13 protein-coding genes are annotated in these 14,386 nt (G+C 72.6%); 12 read left to right on the forward strand and 1 reads right to left on the reverse strand.

Going from position 1 to position 14,386, the window contains the following annotated elements:
* The first annotated feature begins 66 nt into the window (after positions 1 to 66).
* Genes pnuC through ACFVUT_RS36570 form a run of 5 tightly spaced genes read left to right on the forward strand, consistent with a single transcriptional unit; the run spans position 67 to position 4,425 of the window.
* A complete protein-coding gene (gene pnuC / locus ACFVUT_RS36550) occupies positions 67 to 759 on the forward strand; it encodes a nicotinamide riboside transporter PnuC (protein WP_389660529.1) in 693 nt (230 codons plus the stop codon).
* Positions 756 to 1,859, forward strand: a complete 1,104-nt coding sequence (locus tag ACFVUT_RS36555; RefSeq protein WP_389660527.1) for an AAA family ATPase — start codon at positions 756 to 758, stop codon at positions 1,857 to 1,859. Before pnuC ends, ACFVUT_RS36555 begins: the two co-directional genes overlap by 4 nt.
* Positions 1,856 to 2,590 carry an NUDIX domain-containing protein gene (locus ACFVUT_RS36560; protein WP_389660525.1) on the forward strand — a complete coding sequence of 245 codons (735 nt, stop codon included), beginning with the start codon at positions 1,856 to 1,858 and terminating at the stop codon, positions 2,588 to 2,590. Before ACFVUT_RS36555 ends, ACFVUT_RS36560 begins: the two co-directional genes overlap by 4 nt.
* Positions 2,587 to 3,609, forward strand: a complete 1,023-nt coding sequence (locus ACFVUT_RS36565) for an ADP-ribosylglycohydrolase family protein (protein ID WP_389660524.1) — start codon at positions 2,587 to 2,589, stop codon at positions 3,607 to 3,609. The genes ACFVUT_RS36560 and ACFVUT_RS36565 overlap by 4 nt, the downstream gene beginning before the upstream one ends.
* Before the next feature lie 3 nt (positions 3,610 to 3,612).
* Positions 3,613 to 4,425: a DNA polymerase beta superfamily protein gene (locus ACFVUT_RS36570; protein WP_389660522.1), complete on the forward strand. Its 813-nt coding sequence runs from the start codon at positions 3,613 to 3,615 to the stop codon at positions 4,423 to 4,425.
* 175 nt (positions 4,426 to 4,600) lie between these two features.
* Here ACFVUT_RS36570 and ACFVUT_RS36575 read toward each other — a convergent pair whose 3' ends face one another.
* Entirely contained in the window at positions 4,601 to 5,305 is a 705-nt protein-coding gene (locus ACFVUT_RS36575; protein WP_389660520.1) for a DNA polymerase beta superfamily protein, read from the reverse strand.
* A gap of 112 nt (positions 5,306 to 5,417) precedes the next feature.
* On the opposite strand from ACFVUT_RS36575, the gene ACFVUT_RS36580 reads away from it, so the two are divergent.
* From ACFVUT_RS36580 to der, 7 genes are all read left to right on the forward strand, one after another.
* Positions 5,418 to 8,789, forward strand: a complete 3,372-nt coding sequence (locus ACFVUT_RS36580; RefSeq protein WP_389660518.1) for a hypothetical protein — start codon at positions 5,418 to 5,420, stop codon at positions 8,787 to 8,789.
* 134 nt (positions 8,790 to 8,923) lie between these two features.
* Positions 8,924 to 9,352, forward strand: coding sequence for a YidB family protein (locus ACFVUT_RS36585; RefSeq protein WP_389660516.1), 429 nt, complete (start codon positions 8,924 to 8,926; stop codon positions 9,350 to 9,352).
* Between the two features lie 509 nt (positions 9,353 to 9,861).
* Positions 9,862 to 10,224, forward strand: a complete 363-nt coding sequence (aroH, locus tag ACFVUT_RS36590) for a chorismate mutase (RefSeq protein WP_389660514.1) — start codon at positions 9,862 to 9,864, stop codon at positions 10,222 to 10,224.
* Complete coding sequence (locus ACFVUT_RS36595; RefSeq protein ID WP_389660512.1) at positions 10,221 to 11,306, forward strand: prephenate dehydrogenase; 1,086 nt, start codon at positions 10,221 to 10,223, stop codon at positions 11,304 to 11,306. The genes aroH and ACFVUT_RS36595 overlap by 4 nt, the downstream gene beginning before the upstream one ends.
* Before the next feature lie 125 nt (positions 11,307 to 11,431).
* The gene (cmk, locus tag ACFVUT_RS36600; protein WP_389660510.1) at positions 11,432 to 12,148 is read left to right on the forward strand and encodes a (d)CMP kinase; all 717 of its coding nucleotides are present in this window, start codon (positions 11,432 to 11,434) and stop codon (positions 12,146 to 12,148) included.
* A gap of 65 nt (positions 12,149 to 12,213) precedes the next feature.
* Positions 12,214 to 12,810, forward strand: coding sequence for a lysophospholipid acyltransferase family protein (locus ACFVUT_RS36605; protein ID WP_389660567.1), 597 nt, complete (start codon positions 12,214 to 12,216; stop codon positions 12,808 to 12,810).
* 64 nt (positions 12,811 to 12,874) lie between these two features.
* On the forward strand, positions 12,875 to 14,344 hold the full coding sequence (gene der, locus ACFVUT_RS36610; RefSeq protein ID WP_389660508.1) for a ribosome biogenesis GTPase Der: 1,470 nt from the start codon (positions 12,875 to 12,877) through the stop codon (positions 14,342 to 14,344).
* Positions 14,345 to 14,386 lie beyond the last annotated feature (42 nt).

The raw sequence follows: 14,386 nt of genomic DNA on the forward strand, positions 1-14,386 counted from the left end.
CGGCCGCGGGCCTTTTGTCGCGGCCGTTCCGCCTTTATAGTCAGAATGACTATTAAGGAGGCGGGAGTGAGTCTCGCGGATTTCCTCGATCCCCTGCAGCAACCCCTGGTGACCGTCCTCGACACCCCGGTCAGCTGGACCGAGGTGCTCGGATTCGGCAGCGGAGCGCTGTGCGTCTGGCTCGTGGCCCGCCAGCACCTCGCCAACTGGCCGATCGGCATCGCCAACAACCTCTTCTTCATCCTGCTGTTCACCCAGTCCGGTCTGTACGCCGACGCCGGGCTCCAGATCGTCTTCATCGCCCTTGCCGCGTACGGCTGGTGGGCCTGGACCCACGGGGGTGGACCAGGAACACCGGACCTGCCGGTGCGGCGCACCACACGCACCGAATGGGCCGCGCTGCTCGCGGCAGGGGTGGTGGGGGCCCTCGCCCTCACCGTCCTGCTCGACCACGCCACCGACTCGACCGTGCCCTTCTGGGACGCCCTGACGACCGCGCTGTCCCTGACGGCGACGTACGGGCAGTGCAGGAAGCTCGTCGAGTCGTGGTGGCTCTGGATCGCCGCCGACGTGGTGTACATCCCGCTGTACGCGTACAAGGAGCTCTATCTGACCTCCCTGCTGTACGTCGGCTTCCTGACGCTGTGCCTGATCGGCCTGCGCAACTGGAGGGGAGATCTCGCCGTACGGCCGCTCCGACCCGTGGAAGCGGCGGCGGCCGGGGCCGGCGTCGGCCGGGAACCCGGGGGCTCGCTGTGAACGCTTCACGGGGCGGCGGCACGAAGCGCTTCGCGCACGGGCTCGTCCTCGGCAAGTTCTACCCGCCGCACGCCGGCCACCACCACCTCGTCCGCACCGCGCGGGACCGCTGCGAGCGGCTGACCGTCCTGGTCTGCGCCGCCTCCGTCGAGTCCGTACCGCTCGCCGACCGGGTGGCCTGGATGCGTGAGGTGCACCCGGACGTACGGGTCGTGGGCGCCGTCGACGACACCCGTATGGATCTCCACGACCCGGCGATCTGGGACGCGCACATGGCCGTCTTCACCGAAGCCGTGCCCGAGCCGGTGGACGCCGTCTTCACCTCGGAGTCGTACGGGGACGAACTGGCCGGCCGCTTCGGTGCCGAATCCGTCTGCGTCGACCCGGAGCGCACGGTCTTCCCGGTCTCCGGCACCGCCGTCCGCAAGGACCCGGTCGGCTGCTGGGACTTCCTCGAACCGCCCGTACGGGCCGCGCTCACTCGCCGGATCGTCGTCCTCGGCGCGGAATCCACCGGCACGACGACGCTGGCACGCGCCCTCACCGACCACTACCGGCGACGGGGCGGCGTCTGGGCGCAGACCCGCTACGTCGCCGAGTACGGGCGCGAGTTCAGCGAGCTGAAGCTCGCCGAGCTGCGCGCCCGCCGGCCCGGCGCCCGGTGGGAGGACGTCTCCTTCACCACCGACGACTTCCCGCTGATCGCCCGGAAGCAGAACGCCATGGAGGAAGCGGCGGCACGCACCGGGTCGCCGGTGCTCTTCTGCGACACGGACGCCTTCGCGACCACCGTCTGGCACGAGCGCTACATCGGCGGCCGCAACCCGCTCGTCGAGGAGACCGCCGACCTGGTCGCCCACCATCTGTGGCTGCTCACCGACCACGAGGGTGTCGCCTTCGAGGACGACGGGCTGCGCGACGGCGAGGAGCTGCGCCCCTGGATGACCGACCGCTTCCGGAAAGAACTCACCCGTACAGGAAGGGAGTTCGTCGAGCTCAGCGGAACCCGTCCCCAACGCCTGGCCGCCGCGGTCGAAGCCGTCGACGCCCTGCTCGCCGCCGGCTGGAACTTCGCGGCACCCCTCCCGGAGCACCGATGAGCGCCGGTGTCCCCGCAGGCTACGACCCGTACGCCTTCGCACCCTTCGCCGTCACCGTCGACCTCGCCGTCTTCACGGTCCGCGCCTCCCGGCTGCATGTCCTGCTCGTCGAACGCGGCGAGGACCCGTACAAGGGCCACTGGGCGCTGCCCGGCGGCTTCGTACTGCCCCGCGAGTCCGCGGAGGACGCCGCCCGCCGGGAGCTCGCCGAGGAGACCGGGCTGACCGAGGACACCGTCGGCGCCCTCCATCTGGAACAGCTGCGCACCTACAGCGATCCGGACCGCGACCCGAGGATGCGGGTCGTCTCCGTCGCCTACGCCGCACTCGTACCCGACCTGCCCGAACCGCACGGCGGCGGCGACGCCGCCAACGCCCGCTGGTGGGACGCCGGAGCCCCCGGCCCCCTCGCCTTCGACCACGACCGCATCCTCGCCGACGCGCACGACCGCATCGGCGCCAAACTCGAATACAGCTGCCTGGCCACCGCCTTCTGTCCGTCCGAATTCACCCTGGGGGAACTCCAGCAGGTGTACGAGACGGTCTGGGGCGTCGAACTGGACCGGCCCAACTTCCGGCGCAAGGTCCTCACCACGCCTGGATTCGTCCAGGCCGCCGAGGGGTCACCGCGCCGCACCGGCGGACGGGGAAAACCGGCCGCGCTCTACCGGGCGGGTGCCGCCACCGCCCTGCACCCTCCACTTCTGAGACCGGAAGGAAGAACCACGTGATCGTGACCAGGACCATCACCAAACAGGCCGCCACCGGCGCACTGACCGGGCTCGCGCTCGGCGATGCACTGGGCTTCCCGACCGAGTTCAACAACGTGCCGTCGATCCTCGCCACGTGCGGGCCCTGGCGGCAGATGCGGCTGCCGAGGCCGGCGATCGTCACCGACGACACCCAGATGACACTGGCCCTGGGACGGGGCATCCGTGCCGCCATGGACCGCGGGCTCCTCACGCCGCTGCGGCTGGTCCGCCCCGTGCGCGAGGAGTTCGTCGACTGGTACCACTCGCCCGACAACAACCGTGCCCCCGGGCGCACCTGCATGACGGCCTGCCGCCTGCTCGACAGCGACCGGCTCTGGCAGGAGGCGAGCCAGACCGGCTCCAAGGGCTGCGGCGCCAACATGCGGGTCGCGCCGGTCGGACTCGTGCCGGGGCTGAGCGACGAACAGCGTTCCGGCGCCGCCCAGTTGCAGGCGGCCCTCACCCACGGCCACCCGACCGCGCTCGCCGCGTCCGACCTGATGGCCCGCGCGGTGTACCTGCTGGCGCAGGGAGCGGAGCCGATGGGGCTGATCGGTCAGCTGCGCAGTTACGCGTACGAGAACAGCGGCCGCTACCTCACGCGCTGGCTCGGTGACCTGTGGCGGTACGCGGGCGACTCCTCCCCGGAGCTGTACATCCAGCGCGGCTGGGACGAATGCCTCACCGCCCTGGCCCGCGTCCAGGACGCCCTGCGCGACCCGTCACCGGAGACCGACCCCTGCGAGGCCACCGGGGACGGCTGGATCGCGGAGGAGGCCCTCGCCACGGCCCTGCACTGCTTCCTGCTCTTCCCCGAGGACCCCGTCACCGCCCTCCGCCGGGCCGCCTGCACCCGGGGCGACTCGGACTCCCTCGGCTGCCTGACCGGCGCGCTCGCCGGGGCGCACCTGGGAGCGGGAGCGTGGCCCAAGGAGTGGTCGGAACGGATCGAGTACCGGAGCGATCTGCTGGCGCTGGGGGCACTCTGGGACGCTTGATCCATGCACAGGAAAACGACGCGCCTCCAGGAGGCCGGGCTGCCGGTCACGGACTTCGGCCCGGTGCTCGCCGAGGAAAGCCACCCGCTGCTGTTCGCCACCGTCTCCGGGGCGCATCTGTACGGGTTTCCCTCCCGGGACTCGGATGTGGACCTTCGGGGGGTCCATCTCCTGCCCGCGGAAGAACTCGTCGGACTGCGCCGCCCCGAGGAGACGCGCTCGCGGATGTGGGACCGGGACGGGGTCGAGATGGACCTCGTCACCCACGACCTGCGGAAGTTCGTCCAGCTGATGCTGAGACCGAACGGCTACGTGCTGGAGCAGCTGCTGTCTCCGCTCGTCGTCCACACGGGGCCACTGCACGCGGAACTGGTGGACCTGGCGCCCGGGGTGCTGACCCGTCACCACGGTCATCACTACCGGGGGTTCGCCGGCACTCAATGGCGGCTCTTCGAGAAGTCCGGCGAACTGAAGCCGCTGCTGTACACGTTCCGGGCGCTGCTCACCGGCATCCATCTGATGCGCAGCGGTGAGGTGTGCGCCCATCTGCCGACGCTCCTCGGCGAGGTGGCGGCTCCGGCGTATCTGCCCGAGCTGATCGACGCGAAGGCCGAGGCCGAGCACGGGCGAGCGGGGTCTGCGGACGCGGCGGTGGTGTCCGGGGACGTCGAGATGCTGCACAGGGAGCTGGACGAGGCGCAGGCGGGATCGGGACTTCCCGCGGCGGCCGGTGCTTTCGACGCGCTGCACGATCTCGTGGTGCGTGCACGGTTGCGGGGGTGGGCCTCTTCGCGGTCGAACGGCGGACGGTCCTGACTTCGCGCGTCCACGAGGTGCGGGCCCCGCTGCCCGCACCTCGTGGGGAGTGCCGGGGGCCGTGCACCGGAACGGAAGCAACAGGAAGGGGTGTTGAGGTGTCGTCGGGCCGTTGAGCTGCCCTCGGGCCGCTGAGGTCCCCTCTCGTCGGGCTGTTGCGGTCTGCTCGGGCCGATCAGCTCTCGTCGGCCCGGAGCGCGGACGCCCGCCGGGTGCGGATCAGGAAGTCCTCCACGCGGGGCCGGTCCGGCCGTGCGGGGAGCGGGGAGGACTTCACCGCCCCGTCGTTCTCCTCGGCCAGCCGGTCCATGCGGCGTTCGACCTCCGGCCACGGCACCTCGCCGCGCTTCACCGCCAGCAACTCCTCCCGGGCCGGGCCCACATCGATCACGAGCTCGCCCGTGCGCAGCAGGTCCCGGCCACTGGTCAGCAGCCGCAGCAGATGCATGGCGTGCTTCCAGCGCGGCGCCCCGTACTGCCGGAGGTCCGCCTCCAGCTTTCTGCGCTGGCCCAGCGCGTACCGGACGAAGGTCTGATGGGTCAGCCGCGAAAGGAACGCCGTCCGCAGGGAAAGGAGTTCACTGCCCACGGCGTCGATGTGCTCCACCAGCGGCGAGTGCAGGCACTCCAGGACATTGGGGTTGGCCCGCAGGGCCAGCTCGCAGAAGCGCTCCAGCTCCCAGGAGAACTGCTCCTCCGCCGGGCCGTCGACGTGGGTCGGTGGCTTGTCGAACCGCCAGAACAGCGGGGTCGGCGCGAGGAAGACGCCCCGCCGGTCGGTGTCGCTGTCCTCCGTGGCGAGCCCGAAGGCGCGTGAGCCCATCACACAGGAGTAGACCGTGTGGTCGCGTACGAGCGCTACGGGGTCAGGGGTGGTCATGCCCGCGAGGGTACGGGAGCGAAAAGGTGTTGCCCCGGACGTTTTCCGGTGCCACGATCGCCGCCATGACGACGATCGGAAAGGCACGCCGCGCCCCCCTCCGGTGAGCGCGATGACGACACCTCCGTACCCCAGAGAAGAAGAAACCGCTCTGTACACCAGGTATGCACACCTGCCGTACCCGGCCCGCATGCGGGCCGTCGCCGAACACACCCGCTCCCTGGACGACGCCGCCTACCGCGCCGCGCACCAGGCCCTCGACCGCGGGAACCCCGATGAACGCCGGCTGGCGCTGTTCCTGGCCGCCGTCCGCCGCGACCTCGACGCGGTCTCCCGGGCACTCACGGATCCGCTGCTCAGACGGCGCGCCCTGGCCGCCGCGATCAGGCTTCCGGTCGACGAACAGGTCCTGACGGAACTGGCGTCGGGCGAGGTGAGGGACGTACGCCATCACACCTACCGGATCCTCCGGCTGTCGGGCCGGTCCGCGCTCGCCGACCGGCTGCTGCCGCGCGTCCACGCACGGCACGGCGACGAGGACACGGCCCGGCTGCTTCCCGCCTGCACGCCCGGCGCCGTCGAACAGTGGCTGCCACGGCTGGCCCAGGTGCCGCCCGCCGTCCTGCACGCCCTCGCCCGGACCGCACCGGCCGCGCTCGCCGCCCATCTCGCCGACCGGTTGCCCGCGAAGAGCGCGGAGCGGTCCGAACCCAGGGGGCTGCGGGCACGCAGCAGGTTCCTGGTCAACCTGCTCGGTACCCGCGACCCGTCGGCCGGGATGCTGCTGCTCGACCGGGCCCCTCATCTGGTCACCGGCACGGCGATGGCCGCACTGCTGCGCGACCCTGCCGCCGTACTGGCCTCACTGCGCCGCACCGGCGCCGCACGCCTGCCCCTGGCTCCGCAGCCCCTGTCGCGGCGGACACGGAGCGCCCTCGCCACCCGTACGCAGGAGGACATCGTCCTGCTCGCGCGTGTCCTGCGCGTCGAATCCCCCAGCGGTCAGGCGTCGTCGAGGGCGTACGAGGCCCCGGAGCCGCTGCTCGCCCTGCTGCCCCCGGCGCAACGGCGGCGCGTGGCCGAGTCGCGATCGGGCGACGGGCTCACCGACTGGCGGGGCGAACTCGGCAGCGTCGCCGTCCTCGCGCCCGCCGACAGGGCGGAGATCGCCGCACGCTGGCTGAACGGACGGGCCGGGCGCCGGACATACCCGCGGAGCTTCCTCGCGGCCCTGCTCCCGCTGCCCGACGGCGAGTCGCGTCTGCGTGAACTCGCCGCCGCGCACCGCCCGTACGAACGCGCAGCGGCCTGGCCCGCACTGCTGGTCTGCGCCGCGCGACACGGGGATCCGGCGGAGTACGCGCGTGTCCTCACCTCCTGCGAACGGGCCTGGCACGACCAGGAGGAGGTGCGCCGCGCGACCCTGGCCGCGGCCGGCGCCGTCCCGGAGGCGCTGCTGGACGCGGCACCGTACCCGGCGCTGCGGGACGCCGCGATGACCACGGTGCAGTCCCGCGACTCGACCCGGGCGTCGCTCCTGGCCGCCGAGGAGTGGCTGCGACGCACGGCGGTGAGCGCCGCCCGCAACGGAGACCTGCACCGGGCCGAAGCGGTCATCGGGCTGCTGCTCCAGGTCCTCGCCGACCCCCGCGGCCCCGGAACCGTCCGGCCGCTGCCACTCGGCAGGGACACGGCCATGGGGGTGTGGGAGCTCGGAGGCCCGACGGCGGTGCGCGCGCTCGTGCGCTTCGCGGCCCTGTTCGTACGTCACCTGCCGCACATCCCCGCGCTGGACGAGGCGATCGGCCGGGCGGCACGGGATCTGTCGGGCGGAAGACACGCCCGGCAGGCGGCCGGCCTGTGGCTCGCGGAACCGGCCACCCGGGAGCGGCGCTGCGCCGAACTCCTCGCCGCCGCGCCCCAGTCGGTCGTCGTGCCCGTCGTCTGGCGCACCGTCGCCCGGCGCCGTACCGACCTGCTCGACACGGTCATGGGGTCGGAACTGCCGCCGCGCTGGGTGCCACGGATGCGGCAGAGCGACCTGGGGCGCTGGCTGCCGCGTCAGCGCGCCGCACTCGACGCGCGGTTGTCGCGTGTCGCCACGGACGACGAGGCGCCCCTGCCGGAACGGACCGACGCCGCCGCGCTGTGGGGTGAGACGGACGGTCTGCGTGCGCTGGCCGGGACGGCTCCGCAGCCCGTCGCCGCGGCCGCGCTCATCGCGCTCGGGGAGCGCGCCGCCGACAGCGGTGGCGTTCGGGCCCATGCCGAGACCCTCGACTTCCTGCTCGGACACGCCGGGCAGGGAGGGGTACGGGGACGGGCCGCGATGACCGGTGTGCGGGCCTTGCTCGGCACGGTGCCCGACGACGAGGCCGTGGCGCGGCTCAGCCGGGTGGTCATGGACGTCACCGGCTCCGTCGGCGGCCGGAAGGCGGCGGTGCGCGCGCTGGCCGCGCTGTCCTCCCCGGCGGCGTTCGCGGCCGTGCTGGCCGGATGGGACGCACCCGGACAGCACCGGGACGTCCACGCCACGATGGCCGGGGTGCTCGCGACCCGTCTGGACGCCGCCGGTGTCGCGGAGCGCTTCACGGCGCAACTGCATCACGCGGCGGTGCGTGAACGGGTGATGGCGGCGCGGCCCGACCGGCCGTCGGCCGCCGACGCCCTGGCCGCGTTCCTCGCGCACACGGTGGCCACGGGGGAGACGGCGTCCGCGACGGCCGCCGCCCGCGCGCTCCTCGGCACGACGGGAACCGCCCCTGTCCGCGAGGCCGTCGCCGCCGCGGTGACCGACAGCGACCGCCCCAGCGCGATCCGCGGCGAGGCGGTGCGCCTGCTCTGTGCCTGGGCGACCACCCGAGAGGGGCGGTCGGCGCTCAAGGGCGCACTCGACGCGGTGGTGAACCAGGCCGGATCCGCGGCGGACGAGGAGCGGCGGGACGCGCTGTTCGTCCTCGACTCGCTGAGACGGGGGTTCCCGCCCCGGCCGGTCGCGGCCCTGGACGCCGTCACCGAGGCGCTCCGGGAGGCGGGTCTCGTCCGTACCGCGTCCGAGGTGGCGCTGACGGCGGCCCTCGCAGCGCTGGCGGGGGCGGGCGAGACGGCGTCGGTGGAGGCGGGCGAATCGGCGGGGGCGGCCGGGGGAGCGCTCGGGGCGACGGTTGAGCGGTGGGACCGGTGGCTGGAGCTCGCGGGGGAGTGGCCAGGCTCCCTCGACGCCATCCGGTACGACTGGCGGGGGCCGCGGCAGACGCTGCCGCTCGCGGCGATCGGCACGGTGGTGGCCGCGCTGCGGGCGCGGGGATCGGCCGTCGCGGAGCTGGCCGCGGTGGAGCTGGTGGTCCGGGCGGGTGGGCACTCCGGGTGGGCGGATCCCTGGCCGGACGAGCTGTCCGCGCTGAAGGACAGTGGGCACCCGGATGTTGCGGAGGCGGCACTCCTGGCCGACGTCCGCCGGAACCGTCCGGCGTCAGCCGGTTGACGGCGGCCGAGCCCCGCGCGGGTGGCAGAGGGCCGCAGAGGACCCCTCGAAGCGGCAGAGGGCTCCTCAAGTGGCAGAGGCCGGGATTCTGATCGACATTGTCGATAAATCTCTACCTCTGGAAGGGTGGCACCATGGCGGAGAACGATCTTGGCGGCCTGCTGGGAGGTCTGCTGGGCGGCGGCCAGGGCAACGCCCCCGGCGGCGCCGGGAACATCCTCGGCGCGCTGCTCGGTGCGCTGGGGAACGGCCGGAGCGGCGCGGGCGGCGGTGGCAACGCGCTTGAAGCGCTGATCGGGATGCTGACCGGATCCGGCCTCGTCGACCAGGCGCATTCCTGGGTCGGCACCGGTGAGAACCAGGCGGTGAGCGGCGCCCAGATCGCCGAGGCGGTCCCGGACGACACCCTGCGGCAGATCGCCCGGGAGACCGGGGTCACCAAGGAACAAGCGGCTGAGGAGATCGCCCGCTCGCTCCCGACGGCGGTCGACAGACTGACGCCGTCGGGAGAGATCCCGGAGGGCCGTTCGATCGAGGAACTGGTCCGGGAACAGCGGCTCTGAGACCGGGGCGGCCCTGAGACCGGGGCGGCTCTGAGACCAAGAGGTGGCCCTGAGACCAGGAGGTGGCCCTGAGACCGGCGCGGTCCGGGGGGCCGCTCACCCTGCGAAGAGACGTTCGTCCGGAACGCCGCGCGCGGCCGGAGGTCCCTCGCCGGAAGGTGGACGCGAGGGACCACCGGCCGCCGGTTCCCTCCGCGCCGCGCTCCACCCGCCGCCGGTTCCCTCCGCGCCGCGCTCCACCCGCCGTCGGCTCCCTCCGCGAGCGCTCCATCCGCCCGTCGGCTCCCTCCGCCGCCGAGTGGGCCGCGCACCGCCCGCACCCCCTCCGGCGCGCGAGGGTGGTTTTCCGCGGCCCGCGCGGTCCCGTCCGCACCCGCCACCGTCCGTCTCACTGGGAGAGCACCCCGGCCGCCCGGCGCGGCGTCCCTCTAGGCTGATCACGGAGAAGGATCACGCAGGCGGACAGCAGGCGCGACCTGTACGGAAGAACGAAGAATGAGGAGCACGACGTGGCGGTACGAGCGGTCCGCGGAGCCGTGCAACTGGATCAGGACGAGGCCGGGCACATGGACGAGCGGGTCAGCGCCCTGCTCACCACCATCCTGGAGCGCAACAACCTCGTCGCGGACGATCTGATCAGCATCTGGTTCACGGCCACCCCTGATCTGCGCAGTGACTTCCCCGCCGCCGCGGCCCGCGGGATCGGTATCGTCGACGTACCGCTGATCTGCGCCCAGGAACTGGACATCGCGGGGGCCATGCCGCGCGTGGTGCGCATCCTCGCGCACGTCGAGACGTACCTTCCCAAGTCCGAGATCGCGCACGTGTACCTCGGCGCCACCGCCGCCCTCCGCAAGGACATCGCCCAGTGAGAACCGCCCTCGTCATCGGAACGGGCCTCGTCGGTACGTCGGCGGCCCTCGCCCTGGCCGGCCGCGGCATCCATGTCCACCTCGTCGACCACGACCCCGAGTCGGTCCGTACCGCGGCGGCGCTCGGCGCCGGTACGGACGAGGCACCCGAGGACCGCGTCGACCTGGCGATCATCGCCGTGCCGCCCGCCCACGTGGCCCCGGTGCTCGCCACCGCCATGCGGGACGGCGTGGCCCGCGGCTACCTCGACGTCGCCAGTGTGAAAGGCGGCCCGCGCCGTGAGCTGGAGGCCCGCGGCGTCGACCTGGCGCCGTACATCGGTACGCACCCCATGGCCGGCAAGGAGCGATCCGGCCCCCTCGCCGCCACCGCGGACCTCTTCGAGGGCCGCCCCTGGGTCCTCACCCCGACCCGGAACACCGACACCGAGGTCCTGAACCTGGCCCTGGAACTGGTCGCGCTCTGCCGCGCCGTCCCGGTCGTCATGGACGCCGACGCGCACGACCGGGCCGTCGCCCTGGTCTCCCACACCCCGCAGCTGATCTCGTCGATGGTCGCCGCCCGCCTGGAGGAGGCCGACGAGACCGCCGTACGTCTGTGCGGGCAGGGCATCAGGGACGTCACCCGGATCGCCGCCTCCGACCCCCGGATGTGGGTGGAGATCCTCTCCGCCAACCCCGGCCCGGTCGCCGACGTGCTGGCCGGGGTCGCCGCCGACCTGGACGAGACGGTACGGGCGCTGCGCGGCCTGCAGTCGGGCGACGACGACGAGCGCCGCCAAGGCACCGAGGGCATCGAGGACGTACTGCGCCGCGGCAACGCGGGCCGGGTCCGGGTTCCCGGCAAGCACGGGACGGCCCCCACCTCGTACGAGACCGTGTCCGTGCTCATCAGCGACCGGCCGGGCGAACTGGCCGGGATCTTCGCCGACGCCGGCCGGGCCGGGGTCAACGTCGAGGACGTCCGCATCGAGCACGCCACCGGGCAGCAGGCGGGTCTCGTCCAGTTGATGGTCGAGCCGAGCGCGGCCTCCGGACTCAGCGCGGCGCTGCGCGACCGGGGCTGGTCACTGCGCCAGTAGGCCCGTGGCGGCGGCCCGGGGGGCGGTTGTCCACAGGGGTGCGGAGGACCGCTCCGACACTCGGTAACCTTGTGCGGGGCGGGTTCACGCGCGCCCCCGTCCCGCCCACCCCGTGTACCAGGAAGGTGTCCACCACCGTGGAAACCGCAAGCGCCGCCGTCAGGACGGCTCCGGCCGCAGTGATCGTCGCCATCGACGGGCCCTCCGGCACCGGCAAGTCGAGCACGTCCAAGGCCGTCGCCGCTCAGCTCGGCCTGAGCTACCTGGACACCGGCGCGCAGTACCGGGCGATCACCTGGTGGATGCTGAACAACGGCATCGACGTCCAGGACGCGGCGGAGGTCGCGACCGCCGCCGCCAAGCCGGTGATCGTCTCCGGTACGGACCCGGCCGCCCCGACGATCACCGTCGACGGCGAGGACGCCTCGGGTCCGATCCGTACGCAGGAGGTCACCTCCAGGGTCAGCGCCGTCAGCGCGGTCCCCGAGGTGCGCACCCGGATCACCGAGCTGCAGCGCACGATCGCCGCCGCGGCCGATCAGGGCATAGTGGTCGAGGGCCGTGACATCGGCACCACGGTGCTGCCCGGCGCCGACCTGAAGATCTTCCTCACCGCGTCGCCGGAGGCGCGGGCCGCCCGCCGCAGCGGAGAGGTCAAGGGCTCCGACATCGCCGCCACCAAGGAGGCGCTGATCAAGCGGGACGCGGCCGACTCCGGCCGCAAGACCTCCCCGCTCGCCAAGGCGGACGACGCCGTCGAGGTGGACACCACCGAGCTGACCCTCCAGCAGGTCATCGAGTGCGTCGTCACCCTTGTCGAGGAGAAGCGGGCCGCGAAGTGACCCGAGTCACGGGCTCGCCCACACTGCGAGGTGCGGCGATCGGGCGCGGGATCGGCATCGGGCTGATGTACGGGCTGTGGAAGCCCCGCGTCCTCGGTGCGTGGCGGGTACCCGCCACCGGACCCGTCATACTCGCGGTGAACCATTCCCACAACATCGACGGTCCGATGCTGATGGGGACCGCGCCCCGACCCGTTCACTTCCTGATCAAGAAAGAGGCGTTCGTCGGCCCTCTCGACCCGTTCCTGCGCGGAATCGGTCAGCTGAGAGTGGACCGCACGACCGTCGACCGCACCGCCATCAGCGACGCGATCGGCGTGCTGGAGAACGGCGGGGTGCTCGGGATCTTTCCCGAGGGCACCAGGGGCGAGGGCGACTTCGCCTCTCTGCGTGCCGGACTCGCCTACTTCGCGGTGCGCAGCGGTGCGCAGATCGTGCCCGTGGCCGTGCTGGGAAGCGCCGAGCGCCGCGGCCGGCTGATATCGGCACTGCCGCCGCTGCGCAGCCGTGTCGATGTCGTGTTCGGCGAGGCCTTCGACGCGCAAGAAGGGGAGCGCGGCAGCGGACGGCGCACGCGCAAGGCGCTGGACGAGGCGACGGTGCGGATTCAGCGGCGGCTGACCGCCCACCTGGACGAGGCCAGACGCTTCACCGGGCGCTAGGTAAGACTTGAGTAGTGGGCCGCGTGGTCGTGGCCCATCGATGAGGCAAAGAGGAACGGACTTCATGAACGACCAGATTCACTCCGGCGGCTCGGACCACGAGCACGGAGCGCTTGGCGACGCCGAGTACGCGGAGTTCATGGAGCTCGCCGCAGAGGAAGGCTTCGACGTCGAGGACGTCGAGGGCGCGATCGACGAGGCCGGTCACGGACCGCTCCCCGTGCTCGCCGTCGTCGGCCGCCCCAACGTCGGCAAGTCGACGCTGGTGAACCGGATCATCGGCCGCCGCGAGGCGGTCGTCGAGGACAAGCCGGGCGTCACCCGCGACCGCGTCACCTACGAGGCCGAATGGGCGGGCCGCCGCTTCAAGGTCGTCGACACCGGCGGCTGGGAGCAGGACGTCCTGGGCATCGACGCGTCCGTCGCCGCCCAGGCCGAGTACGCCATCGAAGCCGCCGACGCGGTCGTCTTCGTGGTCGACTCGACGGTCGGCGCGACCGACACCGACGAGGCCGTCGTCAAGCTGCTGCGCCGGGCCGGCAAGCCCGTCGTGCTGTGCGCCAACAAGGTCGACGGACCGAGCGGCGAGGCGGACGCCACCGCTCTCTGGTCGCTCGGCCTCGGCGAACCGCACCCGGTCTCCTCGCTGCACGGCCGCGGCACCGGTGACCTGCTCGACGCCGTACTCGAAGCGCTTCCCGAGGCCCCGGCGCAGCGCTTCGGCACCGTGGTCGGCGGACCGCGCCGGATCGCGCTCATCGGCCGTCCGAACGTCGGCAAGTCCTCGCTGCTGAACAAGGTGGCGCAGGAGGACCGCGTCGTCGTCAACGAACTCGCCGGTACCACCCGTGACCCGGTCGACGAGCTGATCGAGCTGGGCGGCATCACCTGGAAGTTCATCGACACGGCCGGTATCCGCCGCCGGGTCCACCTCCAGGAGGGCGCGGACTACTACGCCTCGCTGCGGACCGCCGCCGCCGTGGAGAAGGCCGAGGTCGCCGTCGTCCTGATCGACGCCGGCGAGTCGATCAGCGTCCAGGACCAGCGCATCATCACCATGGCCGTGGAGGCCGGACGCGCCCTCGTGGTCGCGTACAACAAGTGGGACACCCTCGACGAGGAGCGTCGCTACTACCTGGAGCGCGAGATCGAGACGGAGCTCGCACAGATCGCATGGGCGCCCCGGGTCAATGTCTCCGCGACCACGGGCCGGCACATGGAGAAGCTGGTTCCGGCGATCGAGACCGCGCTCGCCGGCTGGGAGACCCGTGTCCCCACCGGCCGGCTGAACGCCTTCCTCGGTGAGATCGTCGCTGCCCATCCGCACCCCATCCGCGGTGGCAAGCAGCCCCGTATCCTCTTCGGCACCCAGGCCGGCACCAAGCCGCCGCGCTTCGTGCTGTTCGCCTCGGGCTTCCTGGAGCATGGCTACCGGCGCTTCGTCGAGCGCCGGCTGCGCGAGGAGTTCGGCTTCGAGGGCACCCCGATCCACATCTCGGTGCGCGTCCGGGAGAAGCGCGGACGCAACAAGTAGCGCGAAGACCCCATGAGGGAGCCCCGGTCCGGTTCGGAAGTG

This window comes from Streptomyces sp. NPDC058051 (assembly GCF_042885475.1).
Classification (GTDB): domain Bacteria; phylum Actinomycetota; class Actinomycetes; order Streptomycetales; family Streptomycetaceae; genus Streptomyces.

What these genes read in the sequence shown, in the direction of transcription:
- ACFVUT_RS36560 (WP_389660525.1), top strand. Translation starts at nt 1,856, where the DNA reads ATGAGCGCCGGTGTCCCCGCAGGCTACGACCCGTACGCCTTCGCACCC.
- ACFVUT_RS36570 (WP_389660522.1), top strand. Translation starts at nt 3,613, where the DNA reads ATGCACAGGAAAACGACGCGCCTCCAGGAGGCCGGGCTGCCGGTCACG.
- ACFVUT_RS36575 (WP_389660520.1), bottom strand. Translation starts at nt 5,305, where the DNA reads ATGACCACCCCTGACCCCGTAGCGCTCGTACGCGACCACACGGTCTAC.
- ACFVUT_RS36580 (WP_389660518.1), top strand. Translation starts at nt 5,418, where the DNA reads ATGACGACACCTCCGTACCCCAGAGAAGAAGAAACCGCTCTGTACACC.
- ACFVUT_RS36585 (WP_389660516.1), top strand. Translation starts at nt 8,924, where the DNA reads ATGGCGGAGAACGATCTTGGCGGCCTGCTGGGAGGTCTGCTGGGCGGC.
- ACFVUT_RS36605 (WP_389660567.1), top strand. Translation starts at nt 12,214, where the DNA reads ATGTACGGGCTGTGGAAGCCCCGCGTCCTCGGTGCGTGGCGGGTACCC.
- der (WP_389660508.1), top strand. Translation starts at nt 12,875, where the DNA reads ATGAACGACCAGATTCACTCCGGCGGCTCGGACCACGAGCACGGAGCG.